This window comes from Pararhizobium sp. PWRC1-1, from assembly GCF_049897905.1.
Taxonomy (GTDB): domain Bacteria; phylum Pseudomonadota; class Alphaproteobacteria; order Rhizobiales; family Rhizobiaceae; genus Pararhizobium.
Map to the genome: position 1 here is coordinate 1 of NZ_JAFCXE010000043.1, position 24,588 is coordinate 24,588.

The 24,588-nt window shown below is 58.0% G+C and carries 24 protein-coding genes and 4 pseudogenes; 13 read left to right on the forward strand and 15 right to left on the reverse strand.

The window, feature by feature from the left end; all coding sequences use genetic code 11:
* Positions 1–403 precede the first annotated feature (403 nt).
* Positions 404–1,153 (reverse strand): SDR family oxidoreductase, encoded by a 750-nt coding sequence (locus ACP7E0_RS33685; RefSeq protein ID WP_426131580.1) that lies wholly within the window; start codon positions 1,151–1,153, stop codon positions 404–406.
* A 139-nt stretch (positions 1,154–1,292) separates the two neighbouring features.
* Here ACP7E0_RS33685 and ACP7E0_RS33690 point away from each other — a divergent pair, with 139 nt between their 5' ends.
* Complete coding sequence (locus ACP7E0_RS33690; protein WP_426131582.1) at positions 1,293–1,850, forward strand: MFS transporter; 558 nt, start codon at positions 1,293–1,295, stop codon at positions 1,848–1,850.
* A gap of 273 nt (positions 1,851–2,123) precedes the next feature.
* On the opposite strand, the pseudogene ACP7E0_RS33695 reads toward ACP7E0_RS33690, so the two are convergent.
* The 3 genes and pseudogenes from ACP7E0_RS33695 to ACP7E0_RS33705 all read right to left on the reverse strand — a co-directional run.
* Positions 2,124–2,352 (reverse strand): annotated as a pseudogene (locus ACP7E0_RS33695) (transposase); the annotation flags it as partial.
* Positions 2,353–2,830: 478 nt separating this feature from the next.
* A complete protein-coding gene (locus tag ACP7E0_RS33700) occupies positions 2,831–3,724 on the reverse strand; it encodes a DMT family transporter (RefSeq protein ID WP_426131584.1) in 894 nt (297 codons plus the stop codon).
* Positions 3,725–3,767: 43 nt separating this feature from the next.
* Positions 3,768–4,169: a tautomerase family protein gene (locus ACP7E0_RS33705; protein ID WP_426131585.1), complete on the reverse strand. Its 402-nt coding sequence runs from the start codon at positions 4,167–4,169 to the stop codon at positions 3,768–3,770.
* Between the two features lie 89 nt (positions 4,170–4,258).
* Between ACP7E0_RS33705 and ACP7E0_RS33710 the strand changes: the two genes are divergently transcribed.
* Entirely contained in the window at positions 4,259–5,101 is an 843-nt protein-coding gene (locus tag ACP7E0_RS33710) for a LysR family transcriptional regulator (protein WP_426131588.1), read from the forward strand.
* Between the two features lie 105 nt (positions 5,102–5,206).
* Here ACP7E0_RS33710 and glnQ read toward each other — a convergent pair.
* A pseudogene (gene glnQ, locus ACP7E0_RS33715) lies at positions 5,207–5,386 on the reverse strand (glutamine ABC transporter ATP-binding protein GlnQ); the annotation flags it as partial.
* Between the two features lie 402 nt (positions 5,387–5,788).
* Between glnQ and ACP7E0_RS33720 the strand changes: the two are divergent.
* On the forward strand, positions 5,789–6,007 hold the full coding sequence (locus tag ACP7E0_RS33720) for a hypothetical protein (RefSeq protein WP_426131589.1): 219 nt from the start codon (positions 5,789–5,791) through the stop codon (positions 6,005–6,007).
* A gap of 675 nt (positions 6,008–6,682) precedes the next feature.
* On the opposite strand, the gene ACP7E0_RS33725 is transcribed toward ACP7E0_RS33720, so the two are convergent.
* Both ACP7E0_RS33725 and ACP7E0_RS33730 read right to left on the reverse strand, forming a co-directional pair.
* Entirely contained in the window at positions 6,683–7,072 is a 390-nt protein-coding gene (locus ACP7E0_RS33725; protein ID WP_426131591.1) for a nuclear transport factor 2 family protein, read from the reverse strand.
* A gap of 40 nt (positions 7,073–7,112) precedes the next feature.
* Positions 7,113–8,159: an SDR family oxidoreductase gene (locus ACP7E0_RS33730; RefSeq protein WP_426131593.1), complete on the reverse strand. Its 1,047-nt coding sequence runs from the start codon at positions 8,157–8,159 to the stop codon at positions 7,113–7,115.
* 98 nt (positions 8,160–8,257) lie between these two features.
* On the opposite strand from ACP7E0_RS33730, the gene ACP7E0_RS33735 reads away from it, so the two are divergent.
* Entirely contained in the window at positions 8,258–8,863 is a 606-nt protein-coding gene (locus ACP7E0_RS33735; RefSeq protein ID WP_426131594.1) for a TetR/AcrR family transcriptional regulator, read from the forward strand.
* Positions 8,864–9,314: 451 nt separating this feature from the next.
* Here ACP7E0_RS33735 and ACP7E0_RS33740 read toward each other — a convergent pair whose 3' ends face one another.
* The 3 genes from ACP7E0_RS33740 to ACP7E0_RS33750 all read right to left on the reverse strand — a co-directional run bounded on the left by ACP7E0_RS33740 (position 9,315) and on the right by ACP7E0_RS33750 (position 11,872).
* On the reverse strand, positions 9,315–9,461 hold the full coding sequence (locus ACP7E0_RS33740; RefSeq protein WP_070150011.1) for a DUF1127 domain-containing protein: 147 nt from the start codon (positions 9,459–9,461) through the stop codon (positions 9,315–9,317).
* Between the two features lie 168 nt (positions 9,462–9,629).
* Entirely contained in the window at positions 9,630–10,610 is a 981-nt protein-coding gene (locus ACP7E0_RS33745; protein WP_426131596.1) for a 3'-5' exonuclease, read from the reverse strand.
* Positions 10,611–10,987: 377 nt separating this feature from the next.
* The gene (locus ACP7E0_RS33750; protein WP_426131598.1) at positions 10,988–11,872 is read right to left on the reverse strand and encodes a LysR family transcriptional regulator; all 885 of its coding nucleotides are present in this window, start codon (positions 11,870–11,872) and stop codon (positions 10,988–10,990) included.
* A gap of 117 nt (positions 11,873–11,989) precedes the next feature.
* Between ACP7E0_RS33750 and ACP7E0_RS33755 the strand changes: the two genes are divergently transcribed.
* Both ACP7E0_RS33755 and ACP7E0_RS33760 read left to right on the forward strand, forming a co-directional pair.
* The gene (locus tag ACP7E0_RS33755; RefSeq protein WP_426131599.1) at positions 11,990–12,451 is read left to right on the forward strand and encodes a VOC family protein; all 462 of its coding nucleotides are present in this window, start codon (positions 11,990–11,992) and stop codon (positions 12,449–12,451) included.
* An 86-nt stretch (positions 12,452–12,537) separates the two neighbouring features.
* A complete protein-coding gene (locus ACP7E0_RS33760; RefSeq protein WP_426131601.1) occupies positions 12,538–13,371 on the forward strand; it encodes an oxidoreductase in 834 nt (277 codons plus the stop codon).
* Between the two features lie 228 nt (positions 13,372–13,599).
* Here the strand turns inward: ACP7E0_RS33760 and ACP7E0_RS33765 are convergent, their stop codons facing one another.
* Positions 13,600–14,028 (reverse strand): Fur family transcriptional regulator, encoded by a 429-nt coding sequence (locus tag ACP7E0_RS33765; protein WP_426131602.1) that lies wholly within the window; start codon positions 14,026–14,028, stop codon positions 13,600–13,602.
* Between the two features lie 119 nt (positions 14,029–14,147).
* On the opposite strand from ACP7E0_RS33765, the gene ACP7E0_RS33770 reads away from it, so the two are divergent.
* The 6 genes and pseudogenes from ACP7E0_RS33770 to ACP7E0_RS33795 form a co-directional block, all read left to right on the forward strand.
* Positions 14,148–15,053 carry a metal ABC transporter substrate-binding protein gene (locus tag ACP7E0_RS33770; RefSeq protein ID WP_426131604.1) on the forward strand — a complete coding sequence of 302 codons (906 nt, stop codon included), beginning with the start codon at positions 14,148–14,150 and terminating at the stop codon, positions 15,051–15,053.
* On the forward strand, positions 15,050–15,985 hold the full coding sequence (locus tag ACP7E0_RS33775; protein WP_426131606.1) for a manganese/iron ABC transporter ATP-binding protein: 936 nt from the start codon (positions 15,050–15,052) through the stop codon (positions 15,983–15,985). Before ACP7E0_RS33770 ends, ACP7E0_RS33775 begins: the two co-directional genes overlap by 4 nt.
* Entirely contained in the window at positions 15,982–16,842 is an 861-nt protein-coding gene (locus ACP7E0_RS33780; RefSeq protein ID WP_426131608.1) for a metal ABC transporter permease, read from the forward strand. Before ACP7E0_RS33775 ends, ACP7E0_RS33780 begins: the two co-directional genes overlap by 4 nt.
* The gene (locus ACP7E0_RS33785; RefSeq protein WP_426131610.1) at positions 16,839–17,690 is read left to right on the forward strand and encodes a metal ABC transporter permease; all 852 of its coding nucleotides are present in this window, start codon (positions 16,839–16,841) and stop codon (positions 17,688–17,690) included. The genes ACP7E0_RS33780 and ACP7E0_RS33785 overlap by 4 nt, the downstream gene beginning before the upstream one ends.
* A 233-nt stretch (positions 17,691–17,923) precedes the next feature.
* Positions 17,924–18,097, forward strand: a pseudogene (locus ACP7E0_RS33790) (VOC family protein); the annotation flags it as partial.
* A gap of 86 nt (positions 18,098–18,183) precedes the next feature.
* Positions 18,184–18,645 (forward strand): annotated as a pseudogene (locus tag ACP7E0_RS33795) (SDR family NAD(P)-dependent oxidoreductase); the annotation flags it as partial.
* On the opposite strand, the gene ACP7E0_RS33800 reads toward ACP7E0_RS33795, so the two are convergent.
* From ACP7E0_RS33800 to ACP7E0_RS33810, 3 genes are all read right to left on the reverse strand, one after another.
* Complete coding sequence (locus ACP7E0_RS33800; RefSeq protein WP_426131612.1) at positions 18,539–19,033, reverse strand: cation:proton antiporter; 495 nt, start codon at positions 19,031–19,033, stop codon at positions 18,539–18,541. The pseudogene ACP7E0_RS33795 and the gene ACP7E0_RS33800 sit on opposite strands and share 107 nt — an antisense overlap.
* A gap of 866 nt (positions 19,034–19,899) precedes the next feature.
* Positions 19,900–20,241 carry a hypothetical protein gene (locus tag ACP7E0_RS33805; RefSeq protein WP_426131614.1) on the reverse strand — a complete coding sequence of 114 codons (342 nt, stop codon included), beginning with the start codon at positions 20,239–20,241 and terminating at the stop codon, positions 19,900–19,902.
* A 44-nt stretch (positions 20,242–20,285) separates the two neighbouring features.
* Positions 20,286–22,301 carry a HipA domain-containing protein gene (locus ACP7E0_RS33810; protein ID WP_426131616.1) on the reverse strand — a complete coding sequence of 672 codons (2,016 nt, stop codon included), beginning with the start codon at positions 22,299–22,301 and terminating at the stop codon, positions 20,286–20,288.
* Between ACP7E0_RS33810 and ACP7E0_RS33815 the strand changes: the two genes are divergently transcribed.
* On the forward strand, positions 22,294–24,387 hold the full coding sequence (locus tag ACP7E0_RS33815) for a helix-turn-helix domain-containing protein (RefSeq protein WP_426131617.1): 2,094 nt from the start codon (positions 22,294–22,296) through the stop codon (positions 24,385–24,387). The two genes, ACP7E0_RS33810 and ACP7E0_RS33815, sit on opposite strands and share 8 nt — an antisense overlap.
* Positions 24,388–24,396: 9 nt before the next feature.
* Here ACP7E0_RS33815 and ACP7E0_RS33820 read toward each other — a convergent pair.
* Positions 24,397–24,588, reverse strand: a 192-nt coding sequence (locus ACP7E0_RS33820) for a hypothetical protein (RefSeq protein WP_426131619.1), incomplete at its 5' end; no start/stop codon positions are given.

Here is a 24,588-nt window from a genome sequence, read left to right on the forward strand (position 1 = left end):
GCCGCGTTGAGCTTCAGTTCGATGAAATAGTTTGTGGAACACTGGCGCCGAGCGCGCGGTGAAGACGGCCGGCGGGCGATTAGTCGGGTTATAGGCGATGTTCGCTTTTAGAAGTCGGAGGATGTAGCTTTGAGGAGCGAGATGTGAGGGCGTGAAGCTGACGATAGTCGAGGGAGTATGCTTTCAATCAGAAGCCCGTCGCAACAGCGCTTTATCCGCCATTCGTTCAACGTCAGCCGGGCTTTGCACGGAGCAGCTCGGGTGGACCATTGGCTATTGCGATGATCCTGCTTTCCAAGAAATGGCTCCTACTTCTATGATAGGGGAAGCCCAACTGATTTCGCCCAACAACCATGCGAACGCTTGGCAATATCAGTGAAAACTCGGTTCGGACATCGTATTGCTATTTGACGGCTGAATTTCCACCGTCTGCGAACAATGCAGAACCGGCAACAAAACTTGACATGGAGCTGGCAAGGAACAACGCGGCTCTCGCAATTTCTTCCGGTTGCGCAATTCGTTTCATGGCGTGCAAGCCTGCGGCCCACTCCTTCTGCGCGTCGTCGCCAGCCATCGCAGTATCAGAGCCGCCGGGCATAAGTGCATTTGCCCTGATGCCCCTGCTGGCATAGTCGGCGGTGATCCCCTTTACGAGCCCCATCAATCCGGCCTTGGACGCTGCGTAGACCCCCATGCCCGGAAGACCGACACTTGTCCCGACAAAACTAGATGTGAATATGATAGAGCCACCGCCTCTTTCCAGGATAGCGGGGATCTGGCTGCGACTTGCCATGAAGGCTGAAGTCAGGTTGGTCGCGAGCGTCTCGTGCCATTCTGACAGAGTAACTTCCGCGAGTGGCTTTAATGGCCCGACCATTGCTGCATTGTTGAAAGCAATATCCACGCCGCCGAATAATCGCACGGCTTCAGCAATAAGTTCGTCGTGAGTTTCCGGCTGACTTATATCACCCGCCACGATATGGGCTCTCCCGCCTTGGCCCCGTATCGTGTCGGCGACTTTTTCCAGACCCGGAGTGCTTCTGGCGTTCAGAATTACGGCAGCACCCTCGGCAGCAAACAGCAACGCTGCGGCGCGGCCTATCCCTGATGATGCGCCGGTGATGATAGCGACTTTCTCTTGCAACATTCCCATGACTTACTCCTTGTGTGGGAGCTTAGGCATAGGTGATTGGGTAACTAAGCGGCCACCCGTTTCTTGCCGCAAAATCCAATTGTCGCTTATCCCGATATAAAGCTTTGTAGGCTGCCAACAGCAGGTACGGTTGGCGAGAATGACCGCAAATGGCGCGTTGGCGACCACCGACTCCGCCACTGGTACGTGGTACATCGGACTCCGTGACGGTTCCTCCGCCTGCGGTTTCGGGCCGGTTCCCAGTGCTGCGGCCTATGGAATACTATCGGCAGTCAACATGTTGGGCATGATCGGAGCTGGCTGGTTGACGGACAGGATGAACCGGGTCGTCCTGCTGGGCTCAATCTATCTGTTGCGCGGCCTGACCTTCATCATTCTCATAAACGTCGGGGCAGATTACGACATGCTAGTAATATTCGCCGTGCTTTTCGGAGCGGTTGACTACGCAACCGTGCCCGTGACCGCCAGCTTCGTTGCCAGCCATCTCGGCCTGCGCGTCATGGCTCTGTCGATGGGATTGATTTCGGCCGGGCATTCTCTGGGTGCTGCGGCGGGTGCTTTTGCCGGTGGCTATATCTTCGATGTCAGCACGCAATATGATTGGGTGTGGATCATTTCGATTGTGATGACGGTCGGCGCTGGACTCATGGTGTTAGCGCTGCGCGACAGGACGGAGCTTCGTCCCGCCATCGCATAACATCCTTTTCGCGAATCTTAGTCAGAGCGTGCCAAAAACCCCGCGGATAACTGATTGATTGTACTTTTCGGTGCGGCAGTCGAGAACTCCTATTTCGCATCCCGATAGAGGCGCAGCTAAGCCTTTCCGCGGTTAGTGGGGCCTCTAGGGCTTCCGAAACTGGCAATTATCCGCCTGCCCGCATGAGGCAGGTCATTTAGGCCGTCTCGAAGACCTCCTGTCTTCCCATGGCCAACTTATGTAGGTTTTCTGCTCCGTTGCTACTCAACCCCTAAGTCTTGCCGGATCGCCGGTCCAACTTTTGGGCAAGTACAGGACCCGATCAATAATGGCATGACCGCGAGCGGATACATAGGCAGCGAAACACACCGATCTGGCAGTTCGTCACCTTGCTTGCCGAACCCGTATATTGGCGCGCAACACCGCAGGATGTATTGCCCTGCGTCAGCAAGCCCGTCTCATCGATGACCAACACCGCATCATCAGTGGCAAGGTTGTCGACGCGGAAAGGGGCCGCCGCGCACAAATGCATTCGATCCAGCTGGTGTGGCAGCGTAGTTTTTTTCTCGTGCTAGAAGCCTGCTGCAAAAATTAGCCTATCGATTAGTCCACACTCCGCTCGCCAATCCAGTTCAGGCATTGCTCCCAGGCGTCTCTCGCAAGATCCGGAGATTATCGCGATAGTCTGCGAAACAGGCATGCGGGGGTCTCACAGTACATATGGATTTTTTACGCGCGCGCCTCTGCGCTTCCTTCTGATAGTCGCGCTTCCATGACACGGATCGTGGACAGCGGAGTTGCTTCGTCAATTCCGCCAATTCGCCCCAGAACCGGGTTGCTTTCAGCATGGCGGCAAGCTCGAGTGGGTGCGCGGAAAGAGCGAAGGATCGTTTGGAAACTTGTGCTTCATCAGGGTCAACTGTACCCAACTTAGTTTCCGGCTCGCGTCTGAAGGCGAGGATATAGTCGAAGCCTCCCGCCTACCTCCAGAAGATCAGCGCCATTCCGGCCACGACAAGGGCGGCTCCGGCCCATGCACCAGGTGCAGGCACTTCCCGGGTCTTCAGCCACAGCATCGGTAGGATAATCACAGGTGTCGTCGCAGACAGCGTCGAGACGATGCCGACCTTTCCGCCGGAAAGCGCGAAGAGAAGGAGGGTCATGCCGAGGGCCAGGGCGATGATACCCGTCATGGCCGTTTGGAGGAACACGCTCTTGGTCAGCAGGCCCTTCGGCCTGACCGCCTCCATGGGCAGTTGGGTGAGTGCGGTCAGGCAGAGGGCGGCGACCGCAACACGCAGCATGGAGGCGACCAGCGGATCGATCCCGGTCGCCATGACGGGCCTCGCGATCAGTGAGCCGATCGCCTGGCTGAGCGCGGCCAGAAGGCCTACGAACACGCCGAGCCAAAGAGGTCCCTTCACGGTTTCCCATTCGTGAGGCTGCACCTTGCGCTTCCCGAAGAGGATTGCGAGCAACACGCCGCAGAGCGTCAGGCTTATACCAGCCACGGCGGTACCGGAAAGCTGTTCGCCCAGCACCGACCATCCGAGCAGCGCGGCGATCGGGGCGTTGAGGGCGAACAGGATTCCCGAGCGGCGCGGCCCCAGCCGATTCAGGCAGGTGAACAGAAGCGTGTCGCCAACAAAGATGCCGATGAAGCCCGACAGAATGAGGGGCCACAGTATCTCGGGCTGCAGTTCCCGCCATGTCCCCGACGCAAGGACGTAAAGGCCGAGCAGGAAGGCGACAAAGAGCTGCCGCGTCCTATTGAAGGCCAAAGCTCCGAGATATCCCGCTGGGCCTGTAGACAGGAGTGCCGTCAGCGCCCAGCAGCTTGCGGCGCCCACGGCTGCCAGTTCATACATCGGCATCTCGTCCTCCTTAGCCGCGACCCGCTTCATCTGGTCGCCAATGCTAACTGTGCTTGCGCGCCCATCGCAGGTTCTGGGTCACCCCGCCATAGCCGTAGGCATCGCCGTCGACGGCGTGGACCAAAACATAGCTCGCCTCGTGCACCGGGCCGACCAGCGCGTTCATCTCGTCATAGACGCGCCGGACCCACTCGGTCGCCTCGTCCTTGATGTTCGTGTGTTCAGTAATCGAAACCTCGACGTAGAAGGTTCCGATCTTCTGGTCGGCGACGCTCGATCCGGCAACGATCCAGTCATCGGGTTCGGCGCTCTCCACAAGGACCGCGGTGACACCCGGGTCCTTGTGTAGGATTTCGGCCGTAAGGCGAGATAGCAGTGCTGCGAGTTCGTGTTTCGGATCCGGTCTGTCTTGAGGCTTCGTATAGCGGGCTTTGATCATGGGCATGGGGCATCTCCTTGTTGCCGGAGGAACCTTGCGTGACTTTCAGCATAATGAGAAGATGCGTGTGATTATTACAGCCATAGTGATTTCGTATGATTGATCTCGAGAGCGTCCGCCTGTTCATCCTCTCCGTTGAGCTTGGTAGCCTGACGAAGGCGGCCGAGGCGGCGGGAACCGTGCAGCCCGTCGTCAGCCAGAAGCTGAAGACGCTGGAGCAGCGCATCGGCCGGCGGCTGCTCGACCGTACGCCGCGTCACCTACGGCTGACGGAGGATGGCCAGATTTTTCTGCCTAAGGCACGAGAGCTGCTCGCCAAGCACGAGGAAGCATTGACCTTCGGCGACGAAACCCCGCTGCACTTCTCGCTCGCTGCCAGTGATCACGCGATCGGGGACCGACTGTCGGCGGCCATACGTGCGATTCGCCTGGCGCTTCCCGCCAATGCGGTCATCGAAGTGAGCATCGGCTTTTCCCGGAATGTGAAGGATACCTTCGCATCCGGACAGGCTGACGCCGCCATCATCCGGCGAAACGGCGGCGGCTGCGACGGCGAGATCCTGCGCACCGACAGGTTGGGCTGGCGAACAGCCCCCGGCTGGCGGCCGCGCTCGAACAGCGCCATCCCGCTGGTGTCGCTGGGATCCGGGTGCGGCATCCGAGAAATTGCGGTTGCGGAGCTTCGAGGCGCGGGCGTGGAGTGGCGCGACGCCTTCACCGCAGGAAGTTGCGCGTCGCTTCATGAAGCAATTCTTGCCGACGCCGGTATAGCGCCAATGGGCGACATCAGCGCTCGGGGCCTGCCCGACCGCGGCGCTGAGTTTGAACTGCCGCCGTTGCCATCTTCAGACATCATCCTTCTTTCCAGAGCACGATCGTCAGCCCATGCATCGGCGATTAGGGCACTGGCTGCGGCGGTGTCGAGCACGGCGGGCTAGGTTGATTAGCATGAAATTAACTGAATGCCTCGGTCCGCTCGTTTTCCAATACGAAGAGCGCCGGGTACCATTTGCAAACCCACTTGAAAGAAAAACTGAGATCACTCATCGGACGTTTGCAAGAAATTTCTGTGTTAATAGGCTACCTGAATTACCAAAGATCTGCTCCGGTGGGCCGATCTCTTCGACAATTTCCCTATGGAAATAGGCAACGCGATCGGAGACGTTACGGGCGAAGCCCATCTCGTGTGTGACGCAATTCATCGTCATACCTTCGCCCGCGAGCTTGGCTGCCTTTGCCGGCAGTATCGAAATGCTCATCGCGAGCCGGGCGCTTCTGGGGCTGGCAGCGGCGACGCTGGCACCCTCCACACTGTCGCTCATCTCCAATATCTTCGCCGACGAAGGCCAGCGCGACTTTGCCATCGGCGCCTGGATGGCCAGCTTCTGCTCGAGCAGTTCTGGTGGGGCTCGGTCTTCCTGGTTGCGTTACCGGTCATGGCGCTGCTGTTAGTTTTGGGCCCGCTGCTGCTGCCCGAGTTCAGCAACCTGGATGGGGCGCGCATCGATATCCCGAGCGCCGCGCTATCGGTGGTAGCAATCCTGGCGACGTGTTCGGAACCAAGCAGCTCGTGATGGGCGAAACCGATGCCCTCACGTTTGTAGCTCTCGTCGGAGGGATACTGGTTGTGCACGACCTTCGTGCTGCGTCAGCTCCGGGTCCCCGAAGCGATCATCGACGTGGCGCTGCTCGGACGCACGCAATTCCGGTTGTTGCTTGCTCAATATCTCCAGCTGCTCTTGGGCAAGTCTCCACTGGAAGCGGCCTCTGGACGCTGGTTTCGGGTGCCGGATTCCTCACCGGTTCGCTGCTCGCACAGACGGTTGCCGGTTGGCTTTCAGTGAAGCGCATTATGGTAGGCAGCCTGCTGCTAGCAGCGCTAGGCTTTGCGCTATGGGAATCGGCGTGCAGGCAAGGCATTTTGCGGCGCTGCTTGCTGGCGCTGCGCTCTTCTCGCTCGGCGTCGCCCCCGTGCTGGCGCTGTCCACCGATTGATCGTAGGCGCCGTGCCGCCCGAAAGAGCGGGTTCCGCCGCAGCCGTGGCGGGACGGCGTCTAGCCGCGCCGAACTCACTGAAAATTCCGGTTCCCCACCTTCAGCGTATCGATGTGCAGATCCGGAACTTATCCCGAGCCCTGTACTTTGCCGAGCCCATTCCCTAAGGCCAGAGATTTCCGTTAGTCCCAGATCGAAAGCTCGGCATAATTTATCGCGTTAGAAGTCCGGTTTCGGCCGATATTGTTGAAAAACTCTAAAATCAGGAGGTCACGAAAAATCGCTCGGACGACGTTTTGAGCGAAGATCGGCACTCAATACCACGGCAATCGCGCCACATTGGCGGCTGACTGTCTCAACGTGGGATCACATGGTCCCCCGCATCCGTTTTCAGTTGGCGAGCCCACGGCGCTGTGAAATGAGGGCATCTGACGAAAAGCGATTTTTTCAACAGTATCGGCCCGAAGCGGGCATGGCTTCTGGCCCGAAGGAACACATGGGAACGGCTACCAGCCTCGATTTGACTAGCGGCTGATGGCCGTGGCCTGAGACCACACAACCATCCAGCGGCCGTTGCGCTCTTCATAAGCGTCTGTGTGCCAGTATTCACCAGGCGCCACGAGATGCCCGTTGAAGATTACTTCCAAACGAGCGCGGTAGCGTATGACGGCGGCCGAGCCATAAAGACGGACCGCAATATCGCTTGGCTCCCATGCGCGGTAGATGATCTGGCCGGCTGCGATGGCACCGAGATATTCTTCCCGCGATAGAGCTACGCCGATGGGGGTGATTAACTGGAAGTCATCGGCATGAAGAGGAGCCGCCGCGGTGATATCGGCGGCGACGAGCGCACGCAATCGGCTGCGCTCGATTTCACGGATGCGGTCTTCTTGGGTCTGGACATTGTTTGTCATTCTTATCTCCGGGAGGCTTCGTTGATTCTTCGCGCGAAGGTCAAATTCCGCGGCCAGCAGTGCGGGTGGTCACCAGTCCTTTTTCGATCAGACTTTGACCGCAGGCGCGGATGGTTTCCTCTTCGGGGCGCGGCCGCCATTGCAACTGGTCTTCTGCCTTTGAGGTGTCGATGCTGAGGTCCCTTCCAAGCTCATGCACGATACCGCCCGCGTTGGCATCAATCAGTGCCAGAATTCGAACAACCCAATTTGGAAGTTCCGTGGTTGGTATCTGGAAAGCGTAGGCTGGAAAGGACTGGGCAAGTACCTGCGCAATGTCCTTCATCCAGAATACGCGGCCTCCGACGATGAACCTGTGTCCAGCGGCCCTGGGCTCGCCCATGGCACGGATATGGGCGAGCGCGACATCGCGAACGTCAGCGATTGCGCACCCGTAGCGCGGCAATCGTGTGAACTTGCCGTTCATCAATTGCTTGATTAATCCGACGGACGTGCCGCAGTCGTTACCCATCAACGGACCAAGAATGAGGCCCGGATTGATCACGGTCAAGGACAGGCCATGTTCTTCCGCGAACGCCCAAGCGGCGCGCTCGGCTAGAGTTTTGGATTTGTAATAGGGTGTCGCGCGTTTGCTCTCTGTGTCCGTCCAATCCTTTTCGCTGAACGGTGCGCGCCCGCTACCATGATTGGTGGCCGCGATGGATGAGGTGAGGACGACCCTTTTTACCTTGCCTGCATGGGCGGCCCGCAACACGCGGAGAGCCCCTTCCTTTGCTGTCCGGATCAATCCTGTCTCATCGCGCACTGCGCCACTGGGAAATGGAGACGCGGTATGGATGATGTAATCGCATTCCGAAACCGCTTCCGCCCAGCCGAGGTCGTGATCCAGATCGGTCTCGACGATTGTGAAATTTTCGGTGAACGGTTGAAAGCGGTATATCGTTGCCGGGGCTGACGCCATCCGTCTTAGGGTTCCGCGAACACGATAGCCCTGTTGCAACAGCTGCAGCGCCACATGTCCGCCAAGGAAGCCGCTAACCCCCGTGACCAAGACTGTGGTTTGTTGTGGTGATCGCGCCTCATTCATGATCGTGCTCTGATGCGAATTTATCGAATTAGACAATTGGACTATATTCATCTAATCGTCTCTTTGACATTTCAGGCGAGAGGCGTCAACATGTCCAAATGGAAAATGAAGATCGCAAGTCAGCTTTAATTTTGGATTCTGCGCTGCCGGTGTTCGCCCGGTACGGCTTTCAGAAGACCACCATGGCCGACATCGCCCGAGCGACAGGGATATCGCGCGCTTCCCTTTACCTAGCCTTCAACAGTAAGGAGGAGCTCTTTCGGGCCGGCTCGGCGCGTGCGCACGAACGGACAATGTCAGAGGTTGAGGCCGTGCTTGGCCGCACGGGAGATTTAGTAGACCGTATTGCGGCGGCGATCTCTGCCTTCCAGGAAGGACTGATCGCTCCTTTCAGCAAAAGCGAAAACGCCAAGGAACTCTTCGATACCAATTTGAAACTGGCGAAGGATATAACGATTGCCGCCAGATCGAAGCTGCTTGACCTCCTGGCAAACGCCCTAGCGGAAGCTCAAGGGGAGATCGACCTGAAGGTATTAGAGGTATCACCCGCAGAGCTCGCCGCGCTGATCGCGGCTGCAATGGATGGCATCAAACACAGCTTCAGCGCCGATCGGCAATCGGATGACGCGTTGCGGCTATTGATGCGTATTTTGAGGTTAGCGCTCAAACCAGAAGAAAAAAATGCCGACGGAGTAACCGGATAATCACGTTCACGTTGGGACAACGTTCGGGGTGGCCCGATGCGGACAACGAAGATAGCGGGCAGGAATCGCAGCTAGCTCTCGGGCTCTGATCACGCCGGGCCTGAAAACGAAAAAGCCTGCCGCGGGAGGAGGTGCGGCAGGCTTTCCGAAAAGAACCGAACAACGGCTGGGAGGAGGAGTGCCGCTGTTCCGACAGACGCCCTTTGGGAGGAGGAGTGGGCAGTCTGAATTCGAAGCTGTGCGGGAGGAGGTGCATCGCTTCGATGAAAACCATAATACCCATTCTCGCCGCACATTAAACAGACTTTGCTGCAGTGCAGCTATGCGGAAAATGCACGGCCTCTTCCTGACGAAAGAATCTCCAACTCAGGGCTTCGTGGCAGGCCAGATACAGAAACGCCCGCGTCATCAGCGGGCGTGTCGTCATTCAGGACAGCTTGGAAAAAGTCGCTTAGCGAGCGACCGACTGGCGGGCGACGCTGTGAATGTCGGCGCGATCGATGCCGAGGTCCTGCAACTCACGCGAGCTCATGCGGCCAAGTTCGGTAACGGTCTGACGATACTTGCGCCAGTTATTGAAAGAGCGTGCAACGTTCATGATGATCCCCTTTCGTGAGGTCTCTTGACGCCAGCAACCTTGCTTCGGTTCCAACGTCGTTTCGATGGTTGGAATATAGGCCCTGGGACGCCCGTCGATAAGGCACAAGGTCTCAGGTCGGCCATGCGTTCAAAGCATGGGTACAATCAGAGACGGGCCGAAGGGCTATCAGGCCCGGAACCGGTCGAAGGCAGTCAGGCGTTTGATTGGAGGATCGGCGTCAGGATAGCGGTAGATTTCGGCCCTGAGATAGCGAAGCTCATCATCGAGCGCTTCTTCACCCACCTCGATCCACCAGGATTTCGGGCGGCCATCGCTTCCGTCAGACCAGCGGTAGCCTCGGGTCTTGAGATGATCCTTCATATCGAAGGGGCTGTTCTCCGCGAAAATCCGGACACGCGACCTCTGGCTTGCCTCATAGAGTTCGGCGAAAGCGGTGGAGGCCGATCCATTGACTTCACGGGCGAGCACTTCCAAGAGTGCGAAACAATCATCCACAGCGCGATGACCTTCATGAAAATAGCCTGCCTGCCCGATCAGGTATCCGAGCTTGGTGCCTTCATATCCCCGCAACGACCAGTCGATCTCGGAGTTGGAGCAAGCCCAGGCCTTGCCAGAAAACAGGTGAGAAAATGTCTCGCAGAATGGCCTATCGAAGCCGGCATTGTGGGCGATCACCAGATCAGCCGGTTCAATCAGCGCCTGCAACGCAGCCATATCGATTGACTGACCGGCCACCATATTATCTGTGATCCCGGTGAGCCTAGTGATCTCAGTGGGAATGGAAACGCTCGGCTGTTGAAGCCCACCGTAGATGCCAGTCACATCACCGATGCTTCCTGTCGCATCGAAGGTAAAAGCGATCACGCCAATCTCGATGATCTCATCCTTGCGAGCATTGAGTCCCGTGGTCTCAGTGTCGAGAATGATGCCCTTGAGGGGGTATTCCGGACGCGGGAATTGCGCAATCGCCCGCGGCACGAGTTTCGTAAGGATGCGGTAGCGGCCCGTCTGTGAGAGTTGCTGGACCATCTCCTCTTCACTCATGGAGACGGTAGGTTGTTCGGGCTTGGCGTGTTTGGAAATGTCACGCTTGACCACCCGGTCGCGCGAAATCTCTTCCGAAAACATATCGAATTGTTCTGCCATTCTTGCTGTCATCATCCTGCTGCCGGTTCCCACCCTTCAAAACACGGCAGGATTGTTAGATCAACCATGTTGGTACCGGGCATCATCAGTAAGCCAGGCGGTCACCGGCATACGGCGCAGTTCGTTGCGACTGCCCTCGGATGTCACGAAAGCGCCCAAACTGGAAATGGGCATACCAGTTGTACCGAGCAGCGCGAAAGCCGTTCGCGTCCCGCAAGACCGGTTAAAAGGGTTGCCGCAGGAGGTTTGGCATAGCGACGGCTACGCTGGAAACCGGGACCGACAGCCCCCGGCGCGCGGGTCCGCTTAAAGAGGTGCAATGTTCGCAGATATTCTATTCACGCTGTTAAGAACGAACGTTCGATGCACCCCTCCATTCATACGCGCAGCGCATCGATGACGGCGCGCAGGCCAGCCGACAGGTATTTCCGCGTCGGGTAATAAAGATAAAGCCAGTCCTCGGGCGCACTCCAGGATGCCAGGCATTCGACCAATCTGCCATCGTGGATATAGGGACGCGCCCGTTCCTCCCAGACATAAGCCAGCCCCACGCCCGAAAGCGCTGCCTCGACCATCAGCTCATGGTCATCGAGCGACAGAGAGCCTGTCGGCTCGAATTCGATGATCTTGCCTGCGCGGCTGAACTCCCAGGCATAGGGCTTGCCGCTTGGATATATATTGCGGATGCAGACATGATGACGCAAATCATCCGGGGTTTTGGGAAGCGGATGATGCTCAAAATAGCTGGTTGAGCCCACGACGGCAAACCGCAGTCGTGGCTTGATCTTTACAGCCGTCATGCCATCGCGCAGGCTTTCACCGAGACGGATGCCAGCATCGAACCCCTCCTCCACAATGTCGACAAGGCGGTCGGTGGCGACGATTTCCAGCTGGAGACCGGGATTTGTTGCGATCAGCGGACCAATGACCGATCGAAACACGAACGGTGCCACGGAATTGGGTGCGTTGATGCGCACCTTGCCGAACGGCGTGTCGCGAAACTGGTTGAGGGCATCGAGCGCCGACCCGATTTCCACGAAGGCGGGTGAAAGTTGCGCAAGCAACATCGCGCCGGCATCGGTCAGCGACACGCTGCGGGTCGTACGGTTGAGCAGGCGAATGCCGACGCGCGCTTCGAGATTGCCCACCGCATGGCTGATCGCCGAGGCCGTCACGCCGCGCTCTTCGCCGGCCCGGCGAAAGTTGCGGTGACGGGCAACCGCATCGAAAGCCGCCAGTTCCGAGAGATCCGTGCTGCGCATTGTCAAATCTCGCTCATCATTAAGAGGAAGATTATCTCTCTAATTCTTAATCTCGAAAAGGTCCAGATTTCTTCTCGGAAACCGGCGCCGTTGCCGGACCACACAGGAGACAAAACAATGGCCGACTTCATCCCTCCCGCTCACGACACTGCGTCACCGTTCGCTGACATGCGCGGTCATCACGTCGCCGTCCGCACGCCGGACCTCGAAACCGCCAAGCGCTGGTATGTCGAGAAGCTCGACTTTCGTGTCGTTGCCGAATGGGACTATGCCGACGAGCAACTCGCCTATCTGGCACCCGGCACCGACGACCATTTCTACGTGGAAATCCTTGGTGGTGGCGATCCGTCGCCCGCAGACGTCCGCCCCTACACCGATCTTGGCGACAGTCTCAAATATGCCGGCTACCACCATTTCTGCCTGAATGTCGCAAGCGTTGACGCCACCGTCGAGGCACTACGCGCGCGCGGCGTTACAATCGTCACCGAGCCGTTCGAGCTTTTGGCAATCAGCCGCCGCCTCGCCTTCTTCTGCGATCCCTTCGGCAACCTGATCGAACTGGCAGAAGTCCTCCCGTGAGCCTTTTCCACCCGGCTGGCCATCCCGGCATCGCGATGCCCAGACGTCCCGTCCCTTTTCTCCTCGAAAAATCAAGGAACATCCTCATGAAAATATGGTTCATCACCGGCGCTTCACGTGGCTTTGGCGCCCTCGTCACCACACGCGCTCTTGCACAGGTCGACGCCGTCGTCGCCACCGCCCGCAATCCAAAGGCGATCACCGAGCGGTTCGGCGAACATCCCAACCTGCTTCCGGTCGCCCTCGATGTGACCGACGACAGCCAGGCGACCGCAGCAGTGAAAGCCGCCATCGAGCACTTCGGCCGCATCGATATCCTGCTCAACAATGCTGGGTTCGGACTGATGGGTGCCGTCGAAGAAGCAACCGTGGCTGAGGTCGAGGCTGTCTACCGCACCAACGTCTTTGGTCTCCTCAACGTGACGCGCGCCGTCCTGCCCTTCATGCGGCAGGCGCGCTCCGGCCGCATCCTGAACATCTCATCGATCGGCGGCTATCGCGGCGCGGCCGGCTTCGGCGTCTACTCCTCGACGAAATTTGCCGTCGAGGGGCTGAGCGAAGCCCTGCATGACGAACTGGCGCCGCTTGGCATCCACGTCACCGTCGTAGAGCCGGGCTATTTCCGCACCGACTTCCTCGACAGCTCGTCCTTGTCGGTCAGCGGCGACATCATCGGCGATTATGCAGAAACTGTCGGCAAGGTGCGCACGATAGCAGCCGGTCTCAGCCATAACCAACCCGGCGATCCTCAAAAGCTGGCAGAGGTTCTGATCGCCTTCACTGACGCCCCCAATCCGCCACTGCGCCTGCCGCTCGGTAGCGACACAGTCGCCGCGATCGAGAAAAAGCACGCACAAGACGCTGCCATCCTCTCCGAATGGCGCACCGTCTCGGTGTCGACCGACTTCGCCGTTGGCTAATGACGACGCTCGTCTGGTTAAACTTCGTCCGATGGGAGGTCGCCTTCGGGGCCTCCCATCGCCTTGATGGGATTCGATCCGGCTCCGCGAGGCCGCGTAAGCCGCAGTCGCTCCTCGCTTACACTGGGTGTCCGGTCGAAAACGGGAGCGGGTCAGCCGGCACATCCGCCAAAAAAATTCTGCCCAATCGTAGCACCACCGGCTTGTGACACCTTACAGTCCAAAGAATCATTGCTTGCGTTTTCGGCAGTATAGTTCCAACCGGTGACGGACAAGATCAAAGCCGAGTTCGGCTGCGATCTCGGCTTGCAACTGCTCGATCTTGTCAGAGCGGAACTCAACGACCGCACCTGTGTCAATATCAATCAGGTGATCGTGATGCGGGGCATCTGCGGTTTCAAATCGGGCGGTGGCGCTTTCAAAGGCATGGCGATGCACGACACCTTGTTGCTGGAGCGCAGAGAGCGTTCTGTAGACAGTCGATAGCGAGACGGTGGCGTCGATTTCCTTTGCCCGGCGGTGCAATTCGCTCGCATCCGGGTGGTCCTCGGCGGTGGCGAGAATCTTCAGGATAGCCGCGCGCTGACGCGTCACGCGTACACCACCGTCTCTCAGGACGCCCTCCAATTCAGCAACTCGATTCTTGTTCTGTTTCATGGCTGCACACTAGACAAGCCCGGCAGGTTTGAAAATAGCCAGTTGCGAATGCTTCTCATTTGCATTGACTTGTGCAGATCATTCACCTAGGTCTTTCGCGACAATCAAGGGAGTATGGAATGATCGATCAGACGAGACGCGCGATCCTGACGGCAGCAACAGCACTGGCAGCCTTCGCGCTCGCTCCGGGGGCCGCGTCGGCGCAGGAGAAATTCAAGGCTGTTACCACTTTCACCGTGATCGCCGACATGGCCAGGAACGTTGCCGGTGATGCTGCAACCGTCGAATCGATCACCAAGCCCGGCGCAGAGATCCACAACTATCAGCCCACCCCGCGCGACATCCTGAAAGCGCACGACGCCAAGCTCATCCTGTGGAACGGTCTCAATCTCGAACTGTGGTTTGAAAAATTCTTCCAGAATTTCGACAATGTCCCGGGGGTGGTGGTGTCCGAGGGAGTGGAGCCCATGGGCATTGCCGAGGGGCCCTATAGCGGCAAACCGAACCCACATGCCTGGATGTCGCCGTCGGCGGCGCTGATCTATGTCGACAATATCCGCGATGCTTTCGTCAAATACGACCCGGCCAATGCCGGGACCTACAAGGCCAATGCCGAAGCCTACAAACAGAAGATCGAGGCGGGGATCGCGCCCATCCGCGCCGAGATTGGCAAGATCCCCGAAGACAAACGCTGGCTGGTTTCGAGCGAAGGTGCCTTCAGCTACCTGACCCGCGACTTCGGTCTGAAGGAACTCTACCTCTGGCCGATCAATGCCGACCAGCAGGGCACACCGCAGCAGGTCCGCAAGGTGATCGACGCCGTTCGCGCCAACAATATTCCGGTCGTTTTCTCCGAAAGTACGATTTCTCCCGATCCGGCGCAGCAAGTGGCGCGCGAGACAGGCGTAAAATACGGCGGTGTGCTCTATGTTGATTCCTTGAGCGAGGCGGACGGTCCGGTTCCGACCTATATCGACCTCTTGCGCGTGACATCCGAAACCATCGCCAAAGGCCTTTCGCAATGAACCTTCATGCTAAAGCCCAGCCAGGCCAAGGGCCGGCAGCGGGCCAGCCGGGAAGCGGTATCCGCGTCTCCGGCGCAACCGTGACCTATCGCAATGGCCATCGCGCCTTGCTCGATGCCTCCTTCGAAATCCCGACCGGCACCATCACGGCGCTGGTCGGCGTCAACGGCAGCGGCAAATCGACCCTGTTCAAGGCGATCATGGGATTTGCCCGGCTGGCGCGCGGCGACATCTCGGTGCTTGGGCTTTCGGTGCCGGAAGCGCTGAAGAAAAACCTCGTCGCCTACGTGCCACAGGCCGAAGAGGTCGACTGGAACTTCCCGGTCCTTGTCGAAGACGTGGTGATGATGGGCCGCTATGGCCACATGAACATGCTGCGCATCGCCAAGAAGGCCGATCATGATGCTGTCGAGGCCGCCCTTGCCCGTGTCGGCATGAGCGATTTTCGCAAGCGTCAGATCGGGGAGCTTTCCGGCGGTCAGAAGAAGCGTGTCTTTCTGGCGCGGGCGCTGGCGCAGGATGGCCGCGTCATCCTGCTCGACGAACCGTTCACGGGCGTCGATGTCAAGACCGAGGACGCGATCATCCGCCTGTTAATGGGCTTGCGCGACGAAGGTCGGGTCATGCTGGTCTCCACCCACAATCTCGGCAGCGTGCCGGAATTCTGCGATCGCACCGTTCTGTTGAAAAACACCGTACTTGCCTATGGCCCGACCGAAACCACGTTCACCCGGGAAAACCTCGAACTGGCCTTCGGTGGAGTGCTGCGCCATTTCGTTCTCGGAGGCGACAGCCTGCATGATGATGCCGATCCGCGTCAGGTGTCTGTTATCACCGACGACGAGCGTCCGCTGGTCATGTACGGCGCCAAGGGCCAGATGGTATCGCAACCGGCAAAGCTCGAGACTGATCCAGAGGCGAACGGCCAATGATCGCCATGCTGATGGAGCCGTTTACCTATAACTACATGTTGAACGCCATGTGGGTGAGCGCATTGGTCGGTGCCGTCTGTGCCTTCCTGTCGTCCTACCTCATGTTGAAAGGCTGGTCGCTGATCGGCGATGCGCTTTCACACGCGATCGTTCCTGGCGTGGCCGGCGCCTATATGCTCGGCCTGCCCTTCTCTCTCGGCGCCTTCTTTTCCGGCGGACTTGCGGCCGGCGCAATGCTCTTCCTCAATCAGCGCACACGGCTGAAGGAAGACACCATCATCGGACTGATCTTCACCTCGTTCTTCGGCCTTGGCCTGTTCATGGTGTCGTTGTCGCCGACCTCGGTGAATATCCAGACGATCGTACTCGGCAACATCCTCGCTATCACCCCGGCCGACACCCTGCAGCTTGCCCTCATCGGCGTAATCTCGCTGATCATACTCACGGCCAAATGGAAGGACCTGATGGTGACCTTCTTTGACGAGAGCCATGCGCGCTCGATCGGTATCCGTACGACATTTCTTAAGGTCCTGTTCTTCACCCTCCTGTCCGCCTGCACGGTCGCGGCACTTCAGACGGTCGGCGCCTTTCTCGTCATCGCGATGGTGGTGACGCCCGGTGCGACGGCGTATCTGCTCACTGACCGCTTTCCGAGATTGATCATGATCAGCGTGGCAATCGGTGCGCTGACGAGCTTCTTTGGCGCCTATTTCAGCTATTTCCTCGATGGTGCTACCGGTGGCATCATCATCCTGCTGCAGACCCTGATCTTTTTCTTGGCCTTTGTCTTTGCTCCGAAACATGGACTGCTTGCCGCCCGCAGGCGCACGGCTGAAGCGCTGGAGGTGGCCCGATGATTTCGCTCGACATGCTGCTCGGGGTTTTCGAATTTGCCTTCATGCGCAATGCGCTGCTGATCTCCGTGCTGGTGGCGATCCCGACCGCGATGCTCTCCTGCTTCCTCGTGCTGAAAGGCTGGTCGCTGATGGGCGATGCCATCTCGCATGCGGTCTTTCCAGGCGTAGTGATTTCCTACATCGTCGGCCTGCCGTTTGCCGTTGGTGCCTTTGCGGCCGGCATGTCGTGCGCGCTTCTGACGGGTTATCTCAAGGAAAATAGCCGCATCAAGCAGGATACGGTGATGGGGGTGGTCTTTTCCGGCATGTTCGGTTTTGGTCTGGTACTCTACACCAAGATCCAGAGCGATGTGCATCTCGACCATATCCTCTTTGGCGACATGCTCGGCATCGCTTGGCCCGATATCCTCGAAACCGGCCTGATCGCACTGGTGACGACGGGCATCCTTGCGATCAAATGGCGGGACTTCCTGTTGCACGCCTTCGATCCCGCGCAGGCAAAAGCTGTCGGTCTGCGTGTCAACTGGCTGCACTATGGGCTGCTCGCTCTCCTGTCGCTGACGATCGTCGGTGCATTGAAGGCCGTTGGTCTTATCCTCGCAATTGCCATGCTGATTGCCCCCGGGGCCATTGCCTTCCTGATCACTCGCACGATGGGAATGATGCTCATTGTTGCCGTACTGGTCGCGACCGTTGCATCTTTCTTCGGCGTCTATCTGTCGTTCTTCATCGACAGCGCGCCGGCGCCGACCATCGTTCTGCTGATGACCGTGATTTTCATTGTTGCCTTTGTTTGGTCATCATGGAGAACCGCCCGCATCGAGGCGCAGCGGACGATCATCGAATGATGTTGAGGCGAGGCTGCCGGCAGCTTCCTGTCCGCAGTGGCGCTTACGTGCTCCGCAGCTGGTTCGGGTGTCTCACGAGCCTGTAGCCCTTTCGCCGTTTCTTCCGCAGGAGATCGAGAAAGAGATCGAGCCCTATCACTTAGAAGTTCGTGATCAAGGCGATACAATCTCAGAGAGCACAAAAGTTCAATGCGACCTAATCGCGATCGAAGCGGCTAACTCAATATGCCGGCTACCACCATTTCTGCCTGAATGTCGCAAGCGTTGACGCCACCGTCGAGGCACTACGCGCGCGCGGCGTTACAATCGTCACCGAGCCGTTCGAGCTTTTGGCAATCAGCCGCCGCCTCGCCTTCTTCTGCGATCCCTTCGGCAACCTGATCGAACTGGCAGAAGTCCTCCCGTGAGCCTTTTCCACCCGGCTGGCCATCCCGGCATCGCGATGCCCAGACGTCCCGTCCCTTTTCTCCTCGAAAAATCAAGGAACATCCTCATGAAAATATGGTTCATCACCGGCGCTTCACGTGGCTTTGGCGCCCTCGTCACCACACGCGCTCTTGCACAGGGCGACGCCGTCGTCGCCACCGCCCGCAATCCAAAGGCGATCACCGAGCGGTTCGGCGAACATCCCAACCTGCTTCCGGTCGCCCTCGATGTGACCGACGACAGCCAGGCGACCGCAGCAGTGAAAGCCGCCATCGAGCACTTCGGCCGCATCGATATCCTGCTCAACAATGCTGGGTTCGGACTGATGGGTGCCGTCGAAGAAGCAACCGTGGCTGAGGTCGAGGCTGTCTACCGCACCAACGTCTTTGGTCTCCTCAACGTGACGCGCGCCGTCCTGCCCTTCATGCGGCAGGCGCGCTCCGGCCGCATCCTGAACATCTCATCGATCGGCGGCTATCGCGGCGCGGCCGGCTTCGGCGTCTACTCCTCGACGAAATTTGCCGTCGAGGCTGCCCGGTCGCATAGGCGAGGCAATAGATCGATCCCAAGCCTCTGATCCCGAATATCGCAATGATAACGCTCTCGCCGAGCGCATGACCCGTGCCTATCAGGCTGAGCCACCCGAGGACAGGACGGACGATCACGAGCGTAAGGACGGCTAACGTCACGATTTTCCAGTCAATGTTTGCGAACAATGATCCGCTGGCTGCAATGGCTCCGAGACAGACGAGAAGAACCATCATCAATAATCGCTCAAGCTGCTCTGCAAAGTCGTGGAGCTGCTCATTGAAGTCGTGTTCTCTTTCGGCTTGACGGAAAGCCACTGCGGCCAGAAAGACGGCAAGGAACCCGTAGCTGCCCAGGAGCTGCGTGACCCCATAGGCCGTAAATGTCATCCCAAGCGCGACAAAACCGTCCTTGGTCCGCTATAGACTTCCGCTTCCTGGTGGTCCAACAAGAACCGGATCTGTCGGAGCAAGTGCGGCACCCGGTTGAACTGAGGGACGAACGTGCCATAGCTAGCCCAGCTGTCCGGCGAGTCTGCTTTCAGAATCGCATGGCATTCATCTGTTTGAGCTGGGGGTGCTCTTTCAAAAACGCAATCAATCGATTTGTGTCCGACAGATTATTCCACCCGGATGGCGGCAGGATTGATGTACCAATATCAGAAGATAAACGCCTCACTATTCACCGCGAACTTCCAAAACTCGCGAAACTCTATGCGACAAACACCTGGGGCCCAACAAGTTTTAGGAATGTGATAAGTTCTCGACTTCAATCTCAAGCAACTCGCCTATCGTGCCCGACGGCTTCAGACCGCTGCAAACTTCAACGACAATAGCCCAAACCGCCTGAAATTCATCATTCGTTCACGTCTACCGTATGATTTCGGGCAGTTCTTGTTCCGACCCCAGGTGAGCATCTAGCTGCTCCGGGGTCTGAGTGGCTGGCGTGGGACGATCTCACCATTGAGCCTAGTGGGGCCGACCGTCACCGCCTCGATTGCCATCTTACCTCTCAACCCGCGGACTATGAAATCCGGGACGGCATTATTCGCATCGATGACGTATCCGAGCTCGATGAGCAAAGCGAAGAGACAAAGCTCCCAGATTCTCTGATCGAAAGCCGTGGATTGAAATTGCTCTACGAAATTGCCGTCGAGGTCCTCGTGCCATCTCATCATCACCTCGATGACCGCTTTTGCCGATGAAAATCCCCTCGATGACAAAAGTTTCAGAAAATCGGGGGGGCAGCCGTTCGTTTACATGCCGCGGCTGGAAAAGTCTACGGGGGGGCCGATTTCGTCGCCCTGGTGGTGAAAATCGTTTGGCTTCGACAGAAAATCGGTCATCAGCCCTTCAAGCTCTCGCACGGCTTGGGAAGGGTTGCGGGAAAAAGCTGTCATCGATGTCCAGCGAAATCGCAAGCGTGCGTCTCTGCCAAATGCCATACCAGCGAAGTCACGATCGGTTCTGTCTCTAACGAGAAGTCGGCGACTATCGTCAGTCTCAAAATATCCGAGTTCCTCGCCTGTCAACACGGCTTCAGGGCGACGAGCGTAGCCTGCGGTGGCATCAAATCTGCGTTTGGTAATCTTGTGCATGTCGTCCCTCGTCACATGAGCGAGTTAAACTCATCCTCTTGATCCTATATAAATGGATCCGCGCGACGCCGGACAATTTCTAGCACGCGAGCCTGGATCCGCCCGCCGGCAACCTCGTACTCTTTGGGAAGCGCGAGCGCGCCTGTTGCATCGGTGATATTGCGAGCGGCGGTGGCCATCACCTCTGACGCCCACTGCAGCGGAGCTTCGATTGTCCTTGCCAAGGCTAAAAAATCATTCGGGCCAAGGCGTTCGTCGCGCCCGTTAAGTTTCAGTGCCAGATGATCATTTTCAAGGCCCGGGAAAACTCGGGTTGTTACAGCGTCGTAGACGGGCGCGAATCGCACGGAGCTGAAATGATCAGCACCCTCCTCTGCCGTTTTGAGCAGTGCGAGATTTTTAAGGTGCATATCACCGTCGGCAATGAACCACGCGAAAAGCGCACGGAGGAACAACGTCTTGATATCTTCCTCCGGCGAGGTCGATATCGGTCGCAAGGCCCGGGCCATTCGTTCAATGGTGCCTTCGTATTTTCGCTCGGCCGGTAGCTCAAGGATCGAACAGAAGTCTTCCATGGCAAGCAGTCGGCTATCATTCCTGGAGCGCCTGATGTCGAACCGTTCGACCAGGAGAGCTGGAGACAGGCCGCCAGACATTGGAACCAGTGAGGCCTCTGGTACCTCGAATCCAGCCGCTCTTGCCAGTGTCAGCCCTATCCATTCGACAATTGGCAGCTGTTCAAAGCCATTCGATCCGGCCGGCTTAAGGATATGCGTGAAAGGCTCGTCGATAGCGGCGATCAGGTCGCCATTTTCGCGTAGGCACATGGGTGCCTTGATTTGAACGCCCGAAAGGCGCGGCGTCGCACTTGAGGCAAAGAGTCTCGCCAGCTTTTCCTGAAAACTGTCGTCGAAGTTCTTCTGTTTTGGACCTTTGTAGTTGCCCGTGAAAAGACCCTCGGACTGAAAGTTCGCGAGACGGCCCTCAAGGGCATCGGCGGGGACTTCGGCCAGGTCAGCGGCATTTTCGACAATCGCCATGTTTGACATGTATCGACGTCCGCTCTTGAGGACTTCGCGTTCATCGCGACTGTCCAAAACCTGAGCTAGCCACCCCTCCGGCATCAGAGACTCGATGAACGGTGGCAGACTTCCCGGGCGGGCCGGGCGAACCAGCGGTGGACGTCCTCCGGGTTCGGTTGCCCATCTCCATTCCGAGCCGTCGTGACTAAGGTGTCCGACAATGCCATCGTGCCATGCGACTGTCAGATTGATTGCCGCCTTGTTGTCAGCCCTCCATCCTTCGGCAAGGTCTGCGCGGAGGTAATCCTCGGCCCCTTCGGCCTCACTGATCCAGCGGTTCGGCCTCGCAATCGCCCAGAGAGCGTCAGCCGCCGCGTCAGGCGTCACGAATTCCTCGACGAGACGCTCTGCCATCTGCCGGCGCATTGCGGGATCGATGGCACTTGCATGTTCGCTGCGACGGCGAAAGGCTTCGAGAAACCTTTGGCGTGGCGACGAGGCCGTGAGCGTGAGCTCACCCATATCATCGCCCACGATTACGGGGATTGTGGAGGGCTGGTCTGGCGCCTGGTTCTGAATGATTTCCAGCGCGCGAATGCGGGTTCGCTGATTTCTTCGGCCACTTAGAAATAGTCGGCCATCTTCCGTTGGGGCGTGGGTCATTGCGCTGGCGCCGGAGAGATATGCTTGTGGATAAAAAAAGGAAGCGATGCGCACGGCATGCTCCATCACCAGGCGGTTCACATCGTGTCCCGCATCAACATAGAGACCGCGCGCAACATTTATCAGTTCGCCTTTTTGCGCGCGCGCGTGGGCGCTGTGGCGATCGATATTGAGGCCAACGAAGTGGAGCATCAAACTATCCCGCATTTCAGATGCGAGAAAGTTATCGCGAAAATTCTCAGGCACCAATAACAATCGTGGCAATGACCAATTTTTTGGTTTAATCGCGAATAGTATCACGACAGAAGGACACATATTGCGAAATTTCGTGATATGTGTAAACTTAATATCAGAAAGTGAGGAAACTATGCTCAAGCAAGTCCCCGCAGAGGTTCTTCGGTATGTGCGCGAAAGCGGCAACGTCAGTCAATCCGGGCTTGCGAAGCGAATGGGTACCGTCGCGAGCGTTCTTTCCAAACTTGAGAAGGCAGAAGAGGCCGACCCCGAAGTTGCCGACCGCTATCTCACAGCGCTTGACACGGACCTAGCCAGTGAAGTCTCCAAATATTATAGCCGACAATGGCTGCAAGATCCTCCACCATCTTTTCTCCATCCGGATAGGGAGGGTCTATGGACTATCGATCAAGCCCTCAAGACTCTCGAAGAGTTCGAGGCGGAAAAGCAGGACCCGATTTTGCGTGGTCCCATTGATCTGCTGCGTGGCGAACTGCGTGCTTCGGAAGCCTATCTACGCCGGCGCGATCACACAGTCGCCTGGGTAGGCGACATCGGCGTTGGCAAGACGACCGCTCTCAGCCACGCCGTCGACCTCCTGGTCGGCGACGGTCGCAGCGGCAAGCGGCCCGCTTTTCCCGTTGGCCCCGGCCGCACCACAGTCTGCGAAATGGCTATCCGTGTCGCCCCTACCCACGGTATTCTTGTCGACACGATCGATGAGGAAAATGTTGTCCGTCTGACACGCGATCTGGTATCCGGACTGGCGCCCGGCGCCGCAGGTATCGGAGTGTCGGCCGAGATCGGACGGCTGTTGCGCAACATGTCGAAGTTGAAGGTTGTGACAACGATGGTCGACGATGACCTCGTTACCAAGGATCCTATTGTTGACCTTCTAAACGAGGGCCTTGGCATTGATGAGGTGACTGACCGCGTCGTCGGACTGATGGCTCTCAAGGAGCGAACGGAGCAGCAGATCATTTTGCCGGAAGGCAGCGAAGACGGTCTTGCATGGGTTTCTCGCCTGGTGACCGACATTAATTCGGGACAAAACCCTCGATTTAGCGTACCCAAGCGCATCACCGTTTTGATGCCTTCGAAGAATCTGAGCGCAGACGGCCAGATATTGTCGGTGATCGACACCCGAGGCGTTGACGTCATTACTCAACGCCCTGATCTCGCCCTCCACTACGCAGATATAAGGACGCTGGTGGTCCTGTGCACGAAGTTCGCCGACGCACCGAACGCAACCGTACAACGTCACTTACGGGAAACCGTGGCTGAAGAATCGGACGCGGTGCAACGCCACAGGCGCTGCGTCCTCGTCCTGCCGCGCGGCGACGAGGCGCTTGAGATGCCAGGCTCGGAGGGGTCGGTCGCCTCTCGCGAAGAAGGGTATGCCCTGCGCCGCAACGAGATTGAACAGGCACTGGCCGGCGCCCAACTCCCCGCGACGCCGATCTATTTTTTCGACGCGCGCAACGACGTTTCCGACCGGATATGGACGAGATTGCGCGGACAGATCGCCAAGATGCGTGGAGCCTATGTTCAACGGGGATCGAACGCTGCCCAGGGGGTTCGTGACCTGCTCGAAAACATCGACAGCGTCCGCACGCTTGAGGCGCGCCGTGAAATCGAACAGGAAGTGGCTCGACTGCTGGAAGACGTCAAAACGCTGACCGGCAATGTCCGGCCCGCCTATCTCAATCTCATCGAACAAATGGCGGTTGGCCATCACAGTTCGATTGCCGCATCGATCCACCGTCGCGGTGGCTGGGACAATTTTCAGTTTTCTCATATTCTTGGCAATGGCGTGCGCATCGACGCAAACTTGCGGTCACAGACCGCCGCCCAGCGCGTTGAGCATCGCCTGATGGACTTCGAGAGCAAGTACAAGGATATGGAGCCCGTGGTGCGGAACCTGCTGGCCCTGCGAAGCCGACTATCGGACGGGCGGCAAGAGTTTTTGGCCGCCGCTCATTCGATCGGTCGCGATGCCTATAGCTCGCTTCTCTCCAAAGAAAGCGAGGTCTGGGTCGAGAGCGCAAAACGCTATGGCATGGGATCAGGATACAAGGGCGATGTTGCTAAAATCTGGAGAGATTGGTTCGAGAACGCCCCCCAGGCCCACGAGGTCTCTGGAGCAATCACTGAACGTTTGCAGGATGCGTGGACAACGTGGGTGCTGGAGCCGCTAAAAAGGGCGACCCAGGCAACCGCCGAGTGAAGCAGCTATTCATCTGAGCTTTCGCTCCAACTCATCCTTGATGTCCTCATAGACATCAATGTCGAGATATTGGTTCAAACGGAAAGGGGGGTGCGGACGAAAACTTGGACCACCAGGAGGTAGTTCATGTATTCCTACGCAGACAGACGTCGAGCCGTTGAGCTTTATATCAGGCTTGGCAAGCGACTTAACGGGACCATT